10 protein-coding genes are annotated in these 16,395 nt (G+C 61.5%); 2 read left to right on the top strand and 8 right to left on the bottom strand.

Translation table 11 applies throughout. The annotated features are described in order from the left end of the window. Positions 1–23: 23 nt before the first annotated feature. From addA to tsaE, 3 genes are read right to left on the bottom strand one after another with little or no spacing between them, the layout of a single operon-like run. The gene (gene addA / locus DTI93_RS07430) at positions 24–3,737 is read right to left on the bottom strand and encodes a double-strand break repair helicase AddA (RefSeq protein WP_249080146.1); all 3,714 of its coding nucleotides are present in this window, start codon (positions 3,735–3,737) and stop codon (positions 24–26) included. 2 nt (positions 3,738–3,739) lie between these two features. Then, complete coding sequence (gene addB, locus DTI93_RS07435; protein ID WP_249080147.1) at positions 3,740–6,811, bottom strand: double-strand break repair protein AddB; 3,072 nt, start codon at positions 6,809–6,811, stop codon at positions 3,740–3,742. After that, complete coding sequence (gene tsaE / locus DTI93_RS07440) at positions 6,811–7,281, bottom strand: tRNA (adenosine(37)-N6)-threonylcarbamoyltransferase complex ATPase subunit type 1 TsaE (protein WP_283162738.1); 471 nt, start codon at positions 7,279–7,281, stop codon at positions 6,811–6,813. Before tsaE ends, addB begins: the two co-directional genes overlap by 1 nt. Positions 7,282–7,471: 190 nt before the next feature. Between tsaE and DTI93_RS07445 the strand changes: the two genes are divergently transcribed. After that, positions 7,472–8,500 (top strand): NAD(P)/FAD-dependent oxidoreductase, encoded by a 1,029-nt coding sequence (locus tag DTI93_RS07445; RefSeq protein WP_249080149.1) that lies wholly within the window; start codon positions 7,472–7,474, stop codon positions 8,498–8,500. Positions 8,501–8,587: 87 nt separating this feature from the next. Here DTI93_RS07445 and DTI93_RS07450 read toward each other — a convergent pair whose 3' ends face one another. Both DTI93_RS07450 and typA read right to left on the bottom strand, forming a co-directional pair. Beyond that, on the bottom strand, positions 8,588–8,881 hold the full coding sequence (locus tag DTI93_RS07450; RefSeq protein WP_043558466.1) for a putative quinol monooxygenase: 294 nt from the start codon (positions 8,879–8,881) through the stop codon (positions 8,588–8,590). Positions 8,882–9,016: 135 nt separating this feature from the next. Beyond that, positions 9,017–10,837, bottom strand: coding sequence for a translational GTPase TypA (gene typA, locus DTI93_RS07455; protein WP_043558056.1), 1,821 nt, complete (start codon positions 10,835–10,837; stop codon positions 9,017–9,019). A gap of 153 nt (positions 10,838–10,990) precedes the next feature. Between typA and queF the strand changes: the two genes are divergently transcribed. Further along, on the top strand, positions 10,991–11,479 hold the full coding sequence (gene queF, locus DTI93_RS07460; RefSeq protein ID WP_043558053.1) for a preQ(1) synthase: 489 nt from the start codon (positions 10,991–10,993) through the stop codon (positions 11,477–11,479). A 9-nt stretch (positions 11,480–11,488) separates the two neighbouring features. Here the strand turns inward: queF and DTI93_RS07465 are convergent, their stop codons facing one another. From DTI93_RS07465 to DTI93_RS07475, 3 genes are all read right to left on the bottom strand, one after another. After that, a complete protein-coding gene (locus tag DTI93_RS07465; RefSeq protein WP_081562818.1) occupies positions 11,489–12,838 on the bottom strand; it encodes an outer membrane beta-barrel protein in 1,350 nt (449 codons plus the stop codon). A 168-nt stretch (positions 12,839–13,006) separates the two neighbouring features. Then, positions 13,007–14,539 (bottom strand): carbohydrate porin, encoded by a 1,533-nt coding sequence (locus DTI93_RS07470; protein ID WP_103765273.1) that lies wholly within the window; start codon positions 14,537–14,539, stop codon positions 13,007–13,009. 252 nt (positions 14,540–14,791) lie between these two features. Beyond that, positions 14,792–16,357, bottom strand: coding sequence for a peptide MFS transporter (locus DTI93_RS07475; RefSeq protein ID WP_086431322.1), 1,566 nt, complete (start codon positions 16,355–16,357; stop codon positions 14,792–14,794). Positions 16,358–16,395 lie beyond the last annotated feature (38 nt).

The following is a 16,395-nucleotide window of genomic DNA, read 5'->3' on the forward strand; positions in this document are numbered from 1 at the left end:
ACAGACATCATGCCATGCCCCGGTCATCGGGGGAGGTTTTCCTGTACATCCAGCAGAGACTCCGGCAGCGCCGTCACGGCAGGCCCATCCACCCAGACAATGAAACACCGCACGGGACAATGGGGATACAGCCCCTGCATGACACGCCGGTAGCTGGCCATCTGCCCCAGATAGGCCGATGGTACACGCTCCGGCCGGGATGGGGGGCGGCCCGTCTTGTAATCGCAGAGCCAGACCGTCTGTCCATCAAAGCGGAAGCGGTCCACCTGCCCCAGCACGACCCGACCCGACCCGTCCCCCGGGCGGCCCAGCGTACCGGACACACCCTGCTCGGCCCGGCTCCCCGGCCCGAAAAGCGGCGCAAGAACATCCATCTCCACGACAGAAACCACATGCCCTGCCAGACTGGTCACGTCCTCCTCCGCCAACCCCGGCATGGTATGCCGCAGCCATGCTTCGGCCTTCAGCCGCCGCTCTGATGCGGGCAGGTCCGGCAGGAACTGGAGCAGCCTGTGGACCAGCGTCCCCCGCTCCATGGCATCCTGACGGCGACGGGCCGGCTGTGGAATGACCAGCCCCTCCCGCATGATCTCCAAAGGGGACCGGGCCGCAGGCAATGGCCCATAGGCCGCCGCTTCCGGTCGGCTTGGGGCCAGCGGACGGGCCAGGGCATCCTCATGGGGGGCAGGGGTCACCTGCCAGTCCGGTGCCTGTCCCATCCAGGCAGGCAGAGCAGGCCGGACCGGCGCCGCATCGGGACGTATCCCCGCTACTGCCGAAGCCATGACGGGCATCTCCAGCACAAGACTTTCCCCCTCCCAGTCTCCTGCGAAAGGTTCATCCTTCACCGTCAATCCCATCCGGAAGAGACTCTCCAGATCATCATGCCCATCCCCGGACGAACCGACAGCCTCCTCTCCCAGTTGCTCTTTCAGACGGTTCATGCCAGCCAGACAATGATCATACCAACAGCTCTGACTGCTGTTCTTCTTTGGCTTCCAGCCACAGATGAGCAGCGCATCACTGGCACGTGTCAGAGCCACGTAGAGCAGACGGTTCTTCTCCTCCTTCTGGCGGGCCTGCTGGTGTGCCAGAAGCTCCCGTGTCCGCTCCGTCCCCATCTTGACCTGTGGTATCCAGAGCGGCCCATGTAACGCATCATCCGCAAGGCCACCCTCCGGCATATCGGCATCCAGCTCTGTCCAGAGCAGAGGGTCAGGCCGGCCAGCCGTACCTGTCATATCAGGCAGAATGACCAGACGGGCCTGCAACCCCTTGGACCGATGGACCGTCATGATGCGCACGGCATCAATCTCGGCCTCCACCTCACGCTTGCTCTCCACCGTACTGGCACGCAGCCAGTGCAGGAAACCCTGGAGGGATGGCGGATGCTGGGTTTCATATGTCAGGGCGACCGTCAACAGTTCATCCACCGGTTCGGCAGCTTCAGCACCAAGACGGGCCAGAAGGCGGGTCCGTCCCCCCTGCACACCCAGCGCCTGCATGAGAATCTCGTAGGGTGAATCATAATCCACACGTTTGTAGAGGGCCTGCAACCGCTCCCATGCCGCCCGCCATTCCGGCCGCTCCTCATGCCGCCGGGCCAGAAGACTCCAGAGCGGCATCCCGCCCCGCCCCAGCTCACGCCGCTGCCCATCCGCCGTGGCCAGGGCCATGAGAGACTCATCACTCAACCCACCAAGGGGGGATGTCAGCACGCTGGCCAGGCTGAGATCATCCTGCGGCAGAAGCAGCGCATCACAGAGGGTCATCAGGTCCTGCACGGCTGGCTGCTCCACCAGCCCGCTGCTGATGAAGCTGGCCACCGGCACATCCCGTGCCTTCAGGGCCCGAATCAGCGCCCGCAGGAAGGCGGAGCGCTTGGGCACCAGAATCATCACCTCTCCGGCCTTCAGCGGGGCCGTGTCCGACTGGAGCGGACGGCCGATCTGCGCCCGTATATGCGTGGCCAGCGCATCGGCCAGACGCTGCTGGGTGCTACGCTGATCCTCGTTCTTCTCCGGCGCACGCCATGGATCAGGCACTTCTCCGACTGTCCCATCCACAGGTACCAGAGGCCACAGCTCCACACGCCCCCCACCGCCGGACCGGGCCGAACGGTGGATGAGCCTGCCATCTTCCCCCGGCTCCCGCAGGCCGTCCCGTGCAGCCTCTCCCGCAAAAACGGCATCAACAAATTTCAGAACCGGCGAGAGGGACCGGAACGACACATTGAGCTGAGGTTCCTCCCAGAGAAGACCGGCATTCTTCACACGGCGAGCGAATTCCTGCCGCCATTTGTGGAACTGTTCCGGCTCTGCGCCCTGGAAATTGTAGATGGACTGCTTGAAATCCCCCACCGCAAAGATGGTCCGGGGACGGGGCATGTCCTCCCGCACGCCGGAACCAGAGAAAAAATCTGTCGTCAGGGCCCCGGCAATTTCCCATTGCAGGCCGGAATTGTCCTGCACCTCATCCAGCAGAAGATGGTCTATACCGCCATCCAGCTTGTACAGCACCCATGCTGCCCCCGGCTCCCGCAGGACAGCCCTCGTCCGGGCGATCAGATCATTATAATCGACCGTGCCACGGTTTCTTTTCTCATCGGCAAAACGCCCCATGACCGGCAGGGCAAGGGACAGAAAAGCCGTGTTGATCTCCAGAAGCCGCTGGATACGGATGCGCTCCTGCATCTCCTGCTGGCGTCTGGCTTCATCCAGAAGACGCTGTACCAAATCAGGGGCCGCCTTGCGGGCCTTGGCCCCCAGATGGCGGCTCATGTCCATGACCCCGCCTTTCTGCTTGAACAGGAGCGACAGCAGGAAGGCATCATCCCGCTCGGCAGGATTGTCACACTCCAGCCATCTCAGGAACGTTTCGAACTTTTCCCTTTTGGAAGGCGCCAGCTGCGGCAAAGCTGCCTGAATGTCCGCCCGCCATGCCGCTTCATCTTCCAGCTGGCAGGCTTCGACCTTCAGAACCTCTGAAAACTCGCTCCCTACATCAAGAAGCCCCTGATAGGCCTCTTGCACCCGCTCCGGCCACATCTCCCAAAGCCGCAACAGGGGCTGAAGCAGACCTGACTGAGCATTGAACTGCCCAAGCAGGCCCATCAGCCTGTCAAAACCGGTCAGGCCTGCCAGAACCTGCACAGGGTCCTGATTCTGCGCCAGACTGTCCTCCAGCGCACGGCGAAGGGCCATCTGTCCGTCCGCCTCTTCCATCAGGACGAAATGCGGGTCCAGCTCTGCCTCCAGTGGGAAGCGCCGCAGAAGGGACTGGCAGAAGGCATGAATGGTTTCAATCTGCAAACCGCCCGGCGCATCCAGCACTTTCAGGAACAGCCCACGGGCACACTCCCGCGTAGCAGCCGTGTTGGGCACATCCAGTGCAGTCAGTGCCTCTCCCAGTCTTTCATCTGAAAGAGACACCCAGCGACCGAGATGGCTTTGCAGACGATGCGCCATCTCAGCAGCAGCGGCTTTCGTATAGGTCAGGCACAGGATGCGGGAAGGCTCCGACCCGTCCAGAAGGACAGGCTGCCCATCCTCACCAATCTGTTCCAGTGGCAGCATGAGACGTAACAGCCGGTCAATCAGCAGCTTTGTCTTCCCCGACCCTGCCGAGGCCGACACAAAGACGGAAGCCATGGGATTCGACGCCTTTTTCTGTGCCGCATTGGCCTCTTTCAGGGCCCGTTGATGGTTATCCTGTCCCTGTGATGCAAGCTGGATCATTCTTAATCGTCTCCTGCCAGACGCCATTCCGCCACACGGGCAAGCTGGGTGTAATCGCTGTAACGGTGCTCTTTCCCTGCCCATGGCTGAGACCGGTAAGGCCGGGATGGATCGTCATAATCCGTCAGAAGAGTCCGCAGCTGCTCAAGAGCCGGGCCAACCAGATCACCCAGCGTCACTTTTGCGTTCACGGCGGGAATGACCTCTTCCTTGCCGGGTTCCTCTCCGCCGCTCAGTTTCCAATAGGCCAACGCGTCCGTTTCCACGGCAGGCAACCCCTCGAAAGCACCCTCTTTCAGGAAGGCAGCCTCCAGCACCAGCTGGGATGACCAGCCTGCGATCACCTCGTTGCTTTCAGGGGGTGTTCCTGTCTTGTAATCAAGGATGCGCCCCATGGTGTCCTCCTGCCCCGGCGTATTCCACAGATCAATCCGGTCGGCCCGTCCTGTAATATGGAAGTCACCACCCGGCAGGCCCCGTAGCGTATATGCCAGAGAGACCTCTGTGTGAGACGTACAGTTCAGCCGCCCTACACGACGCCACTCCTCCTGCGCCAGTACCCAGTCGGCAATACGATGCAGGCGAGGCCGCCACCAGCTGGCAAGGGCCGGATTCACCAGAGCCTCATCAAGGGCATCATCAAAATGACGGTGCAGAATCTGTGCCGCATGGGCCGGCCATGTACCGGGATGCTCCCTGATCATGCGCTCCAGAGCCGTATGGACGATCTTCCCGTAATCGGCGTGTTCCGCCCCTTCTTCCAGCGGGGCCAGAACCTTCAGCCCCAGCACATGACGGGCATAGATGGTGTAGGGGTCCAGCTTGAGCGTATCCAGCTGGGTAATGCTCAGCCGCCGGGGGCGCAGAGGCAGGGGAGGCCGTGGCTCGGGGGGAGCTACGGGCTTTGCCTCCCCGGCAGGCATGTCCAGCATGGTCTGCCACGCCAGTGCCGGGTGAACGGGAAGCGTGATCTGCCTCCCTTCCAGAAACGCTGAAAGGCGCATCAGCCACCGGGCCGGGACGGCGGGTGACCCTTCCCGCCGCTGGGCATTGGACAGGATGACCTGCTCCGACGACAGGGCAGCAGATACAAAGTCATGCGCCTGTGCACCAATCCGCCGCTCCGGTGACGGCAGGCCGACACGCTGGCGCATCGGGCGGCTCATCCACGGGCCGGATTCCGCTGCGGGAGGCCAGCTGCCTTCATTCAGCCCTCCCAGAATGACGGTATCAAAAGCCAGCAGGCGGGCTTCCAGCACGCCATAGATGGAGATTCGGGGATGGGCGAGTTCCACACCCCCCTGGTAGCCCCGCAGCCCTGTCAAAGTCTTGCCCGCCATGCTGGCCGTCAGAAATCCCTCCAGTGCCCTCAGGGGCTGGGGTGGCAAGTCCCCCGTATGGCTCATCAGCTCCACGAAATGCCGGGACAGGGCCCCGCCATCTTCCCCCAGCCAGAGGCGGGACCCAGGGCGGGGCTGGTCAGCCCCGTACCCCTCACCCTCCACCGCTGCGAGCTGTTCGGCTGTCTCCAGAAGGGCAGCCAGAAGCTCTGGCACACGGGCGGTTGACTCCAGCCCCAGCAGGGGCCTGAACGCTTCTTCCATCCTGTCCAGAAATATTGCGAGGCGTTCCGGGCTGTCTGGTGCATCAGCCTGATAGCCATTATCCGTCTGCTGCGCCTCCTGCAAAGCCTCAAGAGCATGGCGCAGTCCATCCATCCCCGGCTGGGGAGCCGGCCCCCGTAGCAGCCGCCTTTCCAGAAGGCGGGCACTGGCCCGGGCACGGCCGGGACTCCCCCCCAGAGCTGCCAGCGGATGCTTGAGAACGGACAGCAATGCCACCGGGCTGAACCGGGCCGTCACGGCCTGGGCGATCAGCCGCAGGAATACGGCCGCAGGGGTACGGACCAGCGGCTCTCCTGCACTATCATCCGCATGGATACCAAAACGCAGAAGCTCCGCCCGGACACGGTCGGCCAAACCACGATCCGGCGTCACAAGAGCACCGGAACGCCCCGGCTGGCTGGCCACGTCCCGCAGGATCAGGGCAATGGCCTGCGCTTCCTGCTGCGAATCCGCTGCTGGCAGCAGACTGATGCCAGAAGGACGGACATCACCCACCGGCTGCCCCCAGCAGGCAATGCCTGCCTCTGGCAACATGACATGCTGGAAAAGATTTTCCCGCTCCGGCCGCAGCGGATATCCCCATATGGCAATATCCGCCCGATTTATCCCGGCCCGGGACAGGAATTCACGAAACAGGGCCTGTGGATGGGTGGGAGGAAGCTGGTTCCACCACTCATCCTCCATGCCGCAATCCAGCCCCTGAAAGACCACCATGCCTCGTGGCAGGGCCGCCACAGCCTCCAGCGCCGTGGCCACCCCGGCAGACCCATCCACAAAGCCTACGGCCCAGAGCGGATAATCCGGCGGCATATCCGCCCAGAGGCGGGCCTGCGCCTCAATCAGGGCGACCTGACGGGCCATGATGTTGCTACGCTCTTCCTCCCGTAGAATGGCAGGCCATGCTTCCGTGACGATCCGAAGGAACTCCAGCGTCTTCTGCCAGTGTCCGGCAAAATCATCAGCCACGGCTTTCGGCAGGGCTTCATATAAGTCCACACCATTCCGCTCGGCATCATCCATCAGCTCTGCCAGAGCCTGCGCCAGCGGCCAGACCCGGTCGATCGTACCGCCGTCCCGGCCTGATACGGTCGTGAAAAAAGGTGCCGCCAGAATCAGCCGGGCCAGAATGGCCAGCCGGAAAACCGGCCCCACAGAAGGCGGAACAGTCTCATCAACCGTCATGGGAAACAGGCTCTGCTGCTCCACATCTCCCAGAGCCACGATGGCAGGCAGCAGGGCCGGACGGCCATCCAGAACCCGCAGGAAGGCTTCCATCAAGGCACGGGCCACACGGCGGCCAGGCACCAGAATCGTGCCATTGTCACCACCGCTGCGCCCGTCCGGGCCAGCCTCCCCCCCCACACGCTCCAGCCAGTTCTGCACGACCGTATCCAGAAACGGACAGGATGCCGGAATGGTTGCAATATTGAGCGGATGTGCCTGTCCCATCAGCCTTTCCTCCCTTCAGAAAAAGAGGACAGGGCCTTCAACCGTTCCTCCGGCCAGCCATGCAGGGTCACGATGCGGGCCTCCTCGCCGGTCCCCTGCGCAAATGTCAGATGCAGGGCCCCGGCTGGCAGCATATCCTCAGCACGATCGGGCCACTCCACCAGCATGATGCTTTCACAGGCATCATCCCATGAGAGTTCATAAAGTTCATCCGGCCCGGAAAGTCGCCAGAGGTCATAATGGAACACCGTTCCGGCTTTCGTCTCGTAAGGCTGGACAAGCGCAAAGGTCGGGCTGGGGACCTCCAGAGCCTCATCACCAGCCATATGGCGGATCAGTGCCCGGGCAAACGTACTTTTGCCGGCTCCCATCTCACCCTGAAGGGCCACACAGTCCCCCTGTCGCACCATGTCCGCAAGATGCCGTGCCAGAAGCACTGTCTGCTGCTGAGAAGAAAGATGCACGTCCATCAGACACAACGCCCCGTATCGCTACCCGTAACAGGCGCCAGCATTGCTGAAGCCTCCCCCGGACACAAGAGGGAGCCCCACAACCCCCGGCCGTTTCTCTCAGCAGAACCAGCCAATGGGGCCTGTTCCGGGCTCACATGGCCAAACAAACCTCTACTCGAGCGGCAAAAAAATGCTTATGAATACCAGCATGACACATGCAGCTTCTTCCCACACGACAGATGTCGCCATCATTGGCGCAGGCCCCACGGCACTTTTTGCCGCCTTTGAATGCCGGATGTTACGCTTGGACTGCATCCTGACGGATGTTCTGGACAGTGTGGGCGGGCAATGTGCGGCCCTGTACCCGGAAAAACCGATCTACGACATTCCGGCCCATCCCTCCATCACCGGAGGTGACCTGATTGCCGCCCTTGAAGAGCAGATCGCTCCCTTCAGCGTGCCCCGCCTTCTCGGCAGCCGGGTCAGCCATCTGGAAGGTGGGCCGGGGGCCTTCACCCTGAAGAATGAGCGTGGCGATACCATCCATGCCAAGGCCATCATCATCGCTGCCGGTGCTGGTGCCTTCGGGCCAAACCGCCCTCCGCTGGACGGGCTGGACGCTTATGAGCGCAGCGGGGCCGTGCAGTATTATGTGAAAAAACGGGCCGACTTCACCGGCAAGCGCATCGTCGTGGCCGGGGGCGGAGATTCTGCGCTGGACTGGGCCCTCTCCCTCTCCGACATTGCCGAAAAGGTCTATCTCGTCCACCGGCGGGACCGCTTCCGTGGGGCACCGGAGACACTGGCGCAGATCGAGGCCAAGATCACCGCCGGGGCCATCGAAAAAGCCGTTCCCTACCAGCTGCACGGCCTGAAGGGCGAAAACGGCCAGCTGACCCATGTGGACCTCATCGCCATGGATGACACGGTCCGCTCTCTGGAAGCAGACGTGCTGCTGCCTTTCTACGGTCTCTCAACCGACCTTGGCCCGGTGGCCGCATGGGGGCTGGAGACACAGCGCAGCACCATCCCCGTGAATCCCGCCACCATGCAGACCAGTCTGGAAGGCATCTTCGCCATTGGCGACGTGGCCCAGTATCCCGGCAAGATGAAGCTGATCCTTCAGGGCTTCTCGGAGGGAGCCGTGGCCGCCCATGCGGCCCACCATGTCGCCCATCCTGACAAGGCCCTGCGCTTTGAACATTCCACAAGCCGGGGCCAGCCGGGCACGCCCTGATACGGCTCCCCCACCCACCGCCCATGAAAAAAGCAGGTGCCCTATGACGGGACGCCTGCTTTTTTTCGTCTGCCGGATGGTCCCCGTTCAGGCAACGCCCTTCAGGAACACGACCCTGGAGGCACCACCTTCAACAAGGGTTTCGATGGCCTTGTTGAACACACGGCCATGCTCGGTCCCCATATGGGCCTTGAAGGCCGCCTCATCCCGGTAGCTTTCCTCGACATGGAACAGGTCCGGCTCATCTTCCAGCGTGTACACCACGAACCGCACGCAACCCGGCTCGGCCCGCACGTTCTCGGCCAGAGCCGTCAGCAGGCTGGCCACCTTCTCCCGGTGGCCGGGCAGGGCTTTCATGGTCGCGTAGAGACTCTTGGTCATGACATTTTCCCTTCTTCCCTTGTGAAGCCCCGCCATCATGCCACAGAGGGGCAGACATCTGATACAGCCTGACATGGAAAAAGGCCGGAGCAGACGCCCCGGCCTTTTTCATGACCCAAAACGGAAGTCCGGGCCTCAGCCCTTCGCACCACGGGCGGCACGCTTGCGCTCGTGCGGGTCCAGATAACGCTTGCGCAGACGGATGGCAGACGGCGTGACCTCCACCAGCTCATCATCCTCGATGTAGGCAATGGCCTGCTCGAGGCTCATCTTGCGGGGCGGAACCAGCACAACGGCATCATCCTTGCCGGAGGCACGCATGTTCGTGAGCTTCTTCTCACGCACGGCGTTCACTTCCAGATCATTCTCACGGGAATGCTCACCGAGGATCATGCCGGTGTAGATCTTCTCACCCGCATCCACGAAGAGCGTCCCACGATCCTGAAGGGAGAAAAGCGCATACGGAGTCGTCGCACCATCCTCGGCAGAGATCAGGGAGCCGTTGCGGCGGCCTTCAATCGCACCAGCATGCGGCTGGTAGGAGTGGAAGAGACGGTTCATCAGACCGGACCCGCGGGTGTCGGTCAGGAACTCGCCGTGATAGCCGATCAGACCACGGGAGGGGATCATGAAGGTCAGGCGGACCTTGTCACCGCCGGACTGACGCATGTCCTGCATCACGCCCTTGCGCAGGGACATCTTCTCCACGACCACGCCGGAATAAGGCTCGTCCACATCGATGACGACTTCCTCGAACGGCTCTTCCTGCTCACCCGTTTCCGGATTCTCACGGAACAGCACACGGGGACGGCCGATGGTCAGCTCGAAACCCTCACGGCGCATGTTCTCGATCAGCACGCCCAGCTGCAGCTCACCACGGCCGGCAACCTCGAAAGCCTCGCTTTCCGGGCTGTCCGTCACCTTGATGGCCACGTTGCCTTCCGTCTCCTTGAAGAGACGGTCACGGATCTGGCGGGACGTCACCTTCTTGCCCTCACGACCACCCAGCGGACCATCATTGATGCGGAAGGTCATGGAAAGGGTCGGCGGGTCGATCGGTGTGGAGGGCAGCGGCTCCTCGATGGACGGCTCGGCCAGCGTGTCGGGAATGGTGGCCTCGGAGAGACCGGCAATGGCCACGATGTCGCCCGCTTCGGCTTCCTCGACGGGCACACGGTCCAGACCACGGAAGGACAGAAGCTTGGTGATGCGGCCTGTCTCGACCACGCTGCCATCAGCCCGCAGGGCACGGATGGGCATGTTCACCTTCGCACGGCCCTGCTCGATGCGGCCTGTCAGGATACGGCCAAGGAAGTTGTCGCTCTCCAGAATGGTGGAGACCATGGCGAACGGCTTGTCCTTGTCCAGGCCCGGGCTGGGCACATGCTTCAGGACGAGGTCGAACAGCGGGTGCAGGTTCTCACGGGGGCCTTCCAGCTCCGTATCCGCCCAGCCCTGGCGGCCGGACGCATACAGCATCGGGAAGTCCAGCTGCTCGTCATTGGCACCGAGAGCGGCGAAGAGGTCAAACACCTCGTCATGCACCTCGTCCGGGCGGGCGTCGCCACGATCCACCTTGTTGACGACAACCATCGGGCGCAGACCACGGGCCAGTGCCTTGCCCAGCACGAACTTGGTCTGCGGCAGGGCACCTTCGGCGGCATCCACCAGAATCACGGCCCCATCGACCATGCTCAGGATGCGCTCCACCTCACCACCGAAGTCGGCATGGCCCGGGGTGTCGATGATGTTGATACGGGTGTTCTTCCACACGACGGAAGTACATTTGGCCAGGATGGTAATCCCGCGCTCACGCTCGAGATCATTGCTGTCCATCGCACGCTCGGTGACGGCCTGATTCTCACGGAAGGTGCCGGACTGCTGGAGCAGCTGATCCACGAGTGTTGTTTTCCCATGATCGACATGGGCAATAATGGCAATGTTACGGATGTCCATGGACGATCTTTCAGGAAGTGACAGATTGGGACAGAATGGTGCCCTTACTGCACCGAAACTGATTTTTTTGCAAATCCGAACCGTGTATCAAGCCATGCAGCATCGTATTTCATGCCTTCATCTTTCTCATTCCAGCAGAAAAGGAGCCGTTTCATGACCACCCATCCCCCCAAAGGCCCCACCGCCCCCGGCACGGAAAGCCTCAGCCAGCTTGGCCGACAGACCGTACAGCCGGAGTCGCCTGAAACCGCCGAGCTGGAGCGTGTCCCGGCTCCCCATAAAGGGCGGCGTTATGTTGTCCGTTTCACCGCTCCGGAATTCACCTCCCTTTGCCCGGTGACAGGACAGCCGGACTTTGCCCATATCGTCATCGACTACATCCCACGGGACTGGATCGTGGAGAGCAAGTCCCTCAAGCTCTACCTCACCAGTTTCCGCAATCACGGAGCCTTCCATGAAGACTGCTCGGTAACCATCGCCACACGCCTTGTCGAACTGCTGGACCCGGAATGGCTGCGCATCGGGGCCTACTGGTACCCTCGTGGCGGGATGCCGATCGACGTCTTCTGGCAGACAGGCCCCGCCCCGGACGATGTCTGGATTCCCGCACAGGATGTGCCCGGATACCGGGGGCGTGGCTGAAATTCCCCCTCAGAAACCGAGCGTCACGTCTCCGCCAATCAGAATACGGTTCTGATGCCGGAAATCCGCAAAAGGCCGGGTGTTGTTCAACGAACGGTCAAACCGGATTTCCGGACGGATCTGAAGCAGCTTGACATGATGGCCGATATTCGGCCGCCACACGGCATTGAAGGACAGGTCGCCATACGTCGTTGCCGGGGCGCTGTAGGTCCGGGCGGGCAGGCCGAGCAGTGACCGGCCATAGCCTGTGTCCTCCGGGTACTGCACGACAAACTGGCCCGTGCTGTCCCGATAGACTTCCGCCCGGGCATTGAAGGTCAGGGTGGATGTTGCCGCATAGGCTCCCCAGATGACGCCGCTCCATGTATTGGCATCCAGCCCCTCATCATGAACCTGCGTGGCCTCGGCTGTCAGGCTCCATTTGGGGTTGATCTGCCATGTGGCGTTGAGGTCGTTCCAGAAACGCTGCGCCTCATGCGCCCGGTGGCTGCCCAGCGCACGGCGGGGGTCTTCCGGCCCGACCCGCAGCAGATAGGTCAGGGACAGGGCACCTCCTGCCAGCTGGCTGGCATTGAAGCCCACATAACCGGCCGGTTCGCCATTGTTGTTGCCCCGGCCAAATGATTTCTGGTTCCCGGCATCCATCCCGAACAGAACAGCGTAATGCGAATTCAGGTGCCACTGCCCATAGAAGCCGACATGCTCGAACGGATTGGAATACTGCGCCGTATAGGACATGGTGTAGAAGGCCCGCCCTGCCGGATTCAGCACCTCCACCCCCATGGGGGAGGACAGGATGCCCAGCTGCATGTCCAGCCCGTCTTTCGTCAGCCACGGCATATGCAGGGCGATGTTGGCCTGAATGGGGGTAAGCTGGTAGCGATGATGATCCAGCCAGCGGTCTGAAATCCCCGTGATGACGTAAGCTCTGGCATCAGAACCATAAAGCATCTGGATGTTCGCCCCCAGCCCGTAACCGTCACCAATCGGGTCAACGGGTTTGGTAATGGTCAGGGCGACCTGATTGAGCATCCCCGTATCACTGTGGGACTGGAGAAGCTGACCGAAATTCATGCCATTTCCAGGATGGCCGGTATTGGCCATGGCCCCGCCCTCAATCTGGAGACCGACATCAATGTCGGAAAACCAGCTCTTCCCGGCCGGTGCGGCAGGCTGGACGGCACTGGGGGCCGCCACCGGAGCAGGTGATGGAGCTGCCGGAACGGAAGAAGAGGACGTGCCGGCCAGCGTGGCCTGAACGGGCCCCCCCTGCTCGCTGGGAGCGGCCTGTGCGCCTTCCAGCCATGACACAGCTCCACCGCACACCCCGACCACCAGAAGATACTGCCAATACCGCATTGAGCCACCCCACCTATTGTTCCGGTATCGTAAGTATATCCACCTTCTGAAAAGCGGGACAATATCCAGAACAGACAGAATGGGATGAAAAGTGATATTCTGCTGCCGAAAATGAAAAAAGGCCGTCCCAAAGACGACCTTTTGTGACCTACAGCAGGCGGGATGACCTCAGAAAGAAATGGCTGATTCCAGATCAATCAGCATGGCATCCTTGTACCGTTTCAGAGCACCGGGGCTCCAGAGATACTGCAAGCCGGGCCGCAGCAGCAGCCAGCGTGTGGGCCAGTATCCATAATTGAGTTCGATGGCTTCTTCCGAATGCGGAGCATACAGCCCGGCACCCCGGCCCGTGTGCTGGAGATGTTCGATCCAGTGTGTGACCTTCGGATTGGCCCAGAGGGCCTTCATGCCAAAACTGATTGTATCATTGGGGCGGCTGGCGAACGTTCCCTTCCGGGTAATACCCGCCGTCACAAAATAGGGCGCAATGGCCGTGCGGGGATCGCCCCATGTGAAGGAGGCAAAAAACGCCGTTCCCCGGTGCGGGTCCGCTCCATCCCGCTGCAACATGCGGTCAAACTGGAACCACCCACCAAACCGGCCCCTCACCTTGGAGACGGGCGCATCCTGCGCCGCAGAAGCCGGAATGTAATATGTTCCCATCTGGCCATAGACGTTCTTGACCTCGGACGTGTCCCAATAGCCGCCGATCTTCACGTTCGTCTGTAACGGGCCGCTATAATCATCCGTCCCGCCCCGATGCCAGCCCAGCTGGAACGGCAGATAGGTACCTGTCGCCCCGTGCAGGTTCATCTTCCAGCCATTCCGCACGCCGGTGATCGTCGGGTCCACACTGTAAGCCCCGAACTGCACCAGATAATGGTCATTCCCCGCCGGATACAGCTTGATCCACGCACCGGGATGGGCCGTCGGATAGAAGCCGTAACCCGAATTCATGGCAATGGACTGTGGCATCCCGCAGATGCCGTTGTTCTGGAACTGGCAGTACAGGTTGGCCCCCCAATAGGTGGAAGACTGCTCGAAGTCATTCTCCGTGTTGATCTCACCAACCTCGGTATGTACGTACTTGTTCCAGTGCATTTCCCAGCTGAGGCGGCCAAGGCGCATAGTCTCACCGGCCCCGTAAATTTCCATCGGGCTGTCAACAGCCGGCAACGTGTTTCCCAGCCCGGCCCCCTGACGGGCCAGTGTCAGGAAGTGCAGTGTGCCCGCATTGAAGGCAACGCCCAGCAGCTTCTTCAGGTTGAAATCCAGAGACAGGGCCTCTTCATCCGCATAGCGGACCGCACGGGATTTCCCCCCGAACGGATTGCCTGCGGTGTCCTGAAAGTAACGCCCGCCGATCGTCACGCCATGATCGGCCAGCCAGCTCCGTGCGCCCCAGGGGTCACCAAAAAAACCATCCTGATTGGCAAAATCGTGCCAGCTGTTGGGGAAAAGCCCCTTCTGCTTCTCTGGTGAAGCCTGCTCACTGGCCCCGCGGGAGAAGACGTCACCCGGGATCGGGAGAGGCACGGACCCGAAAGCACGCTGCTCATCCCTTGCAGGCGCACCGTAATTCCGTTCCTTCAACAGCTCATCCCTCTGGGCCGTCGTGATCTCCCCACCTGCTGCCGCTTTCTCCTTCACGGCAGCCGGCCCGGCAGCATCCTGCGCAAAAACGGCATGGGCTCCCAGCATCCAAGCGACACCTACTGCTGCTGTACCAGCCTTTTGCCACATTCCACGCATAGATTAGCCTTCATAGCCGTTGATCAGGACAGGAACCTGAAGGCCAGATGCGCCATGGCAGCCTTCAGCACGACAATGCCAGACAGGCCACAAGCGGCACTGCGGCAAAGGATGACACCGTCCCTTTATATAAATTTTATCGCTGACTTCCAGTGGTGAAATCTGTCTATACCAGATCAGTCGTCATCCACCTCTTCAAGTTCATGTGACCGTTGCCGGTTTATTTACCGTCCAGCTACGATGCTGTTGCCCGAGGCGGCGGGTCAGCGGCAGAAGCAGGGCCAGCACAACACACAGCCCCACACACCCCAGAAACAGTTCCCGGAACAGGGCAGCATAACCCGCCAGGCTGCCCCCACCATCGGCCGGAACACTGGCGAGATCAGCCACCAGGCTCCCCAGATACATGCCGACCCCCCAGAGCAGGAACAGGGCCCCCATCAGCACTGCGCTGACACGGGCCGGGGCATAACGGGCCACAATGGCCAACCCAAGACCGATGGTCAGCAGCTCCCCGAGGGACATGGTGCCATACCCGGCCACCATGACCCACGGCGAAACAAGCCCCGTGCTATGGCCAGCGGCCAACCACCAGATGCAAAAAGCCAGAGCGACCAAGCCATAACCGAGCAGTATCTTGATGGCGGGTGAAGCATCCTGCCCCCTACCCGCATGACGACGGTACAGCCATGCCAGCAGCGGGCTGAACAACATGACAGCGATCGGATTGAGCGCCTGGAACTGGCCTGCCGACATGGTGAACAGCCGCCATGACCCCAGCTGGTACACGCCAGAGACATCCCGCATGGCAAACAGTGTCAGGGAGGTCTGCATCTGCTGGTAGAAGATCTGGTAGGCCATTGTCTGAGCACAGAGGATGTAGGTCAGCAGCAGACCGGGCCGTTCACCGTCCTTCGCCCGCACATAAAGCCAGACCCAGAGCAGAAGAAGCCCCACCCCTGCCAGAATGATGCAGAGCTGGACCAGCGCCGGGCTGTACAGCACCCATGTGCAAAATCCCCAGACCACCAGCAGGGCCAGCAGGATTCCAGCGCCCAGCGCCCCTTTCAGCACGGGAGTGGAAAGACGCTCCACCAGAGGAACAGGCATGGAGGATGGCCCATGCCGCCGGACTGCCTCAACCGCCCGTGCGGCAAGAAACCTCCGCATACGCCCGGCCCGCATTGCATAATAGCCAAGCCCGACCAGCAGCCCCCCGGCACAGGCCAGAAAGGCCACAGCCGCCCCATAGCGCTGCTGGAGCCACGGCATCAGCAGCATGGAGACGGTCGATCCAACATTGATGGCCATATAGTAGAGTGTGAAAGCGGCATCCAGTGCCGTGCCATCCCCAGCGTAAATGCGCCGAACGAGCGTCCCCGCATTGGGTTTGAACAACCCGTTGGAGAGGGCAATCAGTGTCAGGGCCGGAAGGAAAACAGCCTGACTGCCAAGAGACATGGCCAGAAGACCATATCCGGCTGTCAGCCCGAAGGCCCCCACAAGCATGGTGGGTCTTGTCCCGAGGCACTGATCCCCCAGAAGCCCCCCCAAAACAGGAAGACTGTAGATGAAAAATCCCAGTCCCCCCTGCATGAGGTTAACGTCATGATCCCGCATGTGCAGCTGGGTGACCATGAAAACGGTCAGGACAGCCTGCATGCCGTAATAACCGAAACGCTCCCACAGCTCGATGGCCATGACGACAGCAAAAGCCTGCCGCCGTGCGACAAAAAAGGACGCCGCAGAATGTTGCTGATCGGTCATGAGGGCACGCTACTCCGTTACGGGAAGGACACTGGCTC

The organism is Parasaccharibacter sp. TMW 2.1884, assembly GCF_023337695.1.
In the GTDB taxonomy this organism is placed as follows: Bacteria; Pseudomonadota; Alphaproteobacteria; order Acetobacterales; family Acetobacteraceae; genus Bombella; species Bombella apis.

Bases quoted from the DNA above. Each gene is read 5' to 3' on its own strand.
- DTI93_RS07475 (WP_086431322.1), bottom strand. From the start codon at position 16,357: ATGACCGATCAGCAACATTCTGCGGCGTCCTTTTTTGTCGCACGGCGG.
- queF (WP_043558053.1), top strand. From the start codon at position 10,991: ATGACCACCCATCCCCCCAAAGGCCCCACCGCCCCCGGCACGGAAAGC.
- DTI93_RS07470 (WP_103765273.1), bottom strand. From the start codon at position 14,539: ATGCTGGGAGCCCATGCCGTTTTTGCGCAGGATGCTGCCGGGCCGGCT.
- DTI93_RS07450 (WP_043558466.1), bottom strand. From the start codon at position 8,881: ATGACCAAGAGTCTCTACGCGACCATGAAAGCCCTGCCCGGCCACCGG.
- DTI93_RS07465 (WP_081562818.1), bottom strand. From the start codon at position 12,838: ATGCGGTATTGGCAGTATCTTCTGGTGGTCGGGGTGTGCGGTGGAGCT.
- tsaE (WP_283162738.1), bottom strand. From the start codon at position 7,281: ATGGACGTGCATCTTTCTTCTCAGCAGCAGACAGTGCTTCTGGCACGG.
- DTI93_RS07445 (WP_249080149.1), top strand. From the start codon at position 7,472: ATGACACATGCAGCTTCTTCCCACACGACAGATGTCGCCATCATTGGC.
- typA (WP_043558056.1), bottom strand. From the start codon at position 10,837: ATGGACATCCGTAACATTGCCATTATTGCCCATGTCGATCATGGGAAA.
- addA (WP_249080146.1), bottom strand. From the start codon at position 3,737: ATGATCCAGCTTGCATCACAGGGACAGGATAACCATCAACGGGCCCTG.
- addB (WP_249080147.1), bottom strand. From the start codon at position 6,811: ATGGGACAGGCACATCCGCTCAATATTGCAACCATTCCGGCATCCTGT.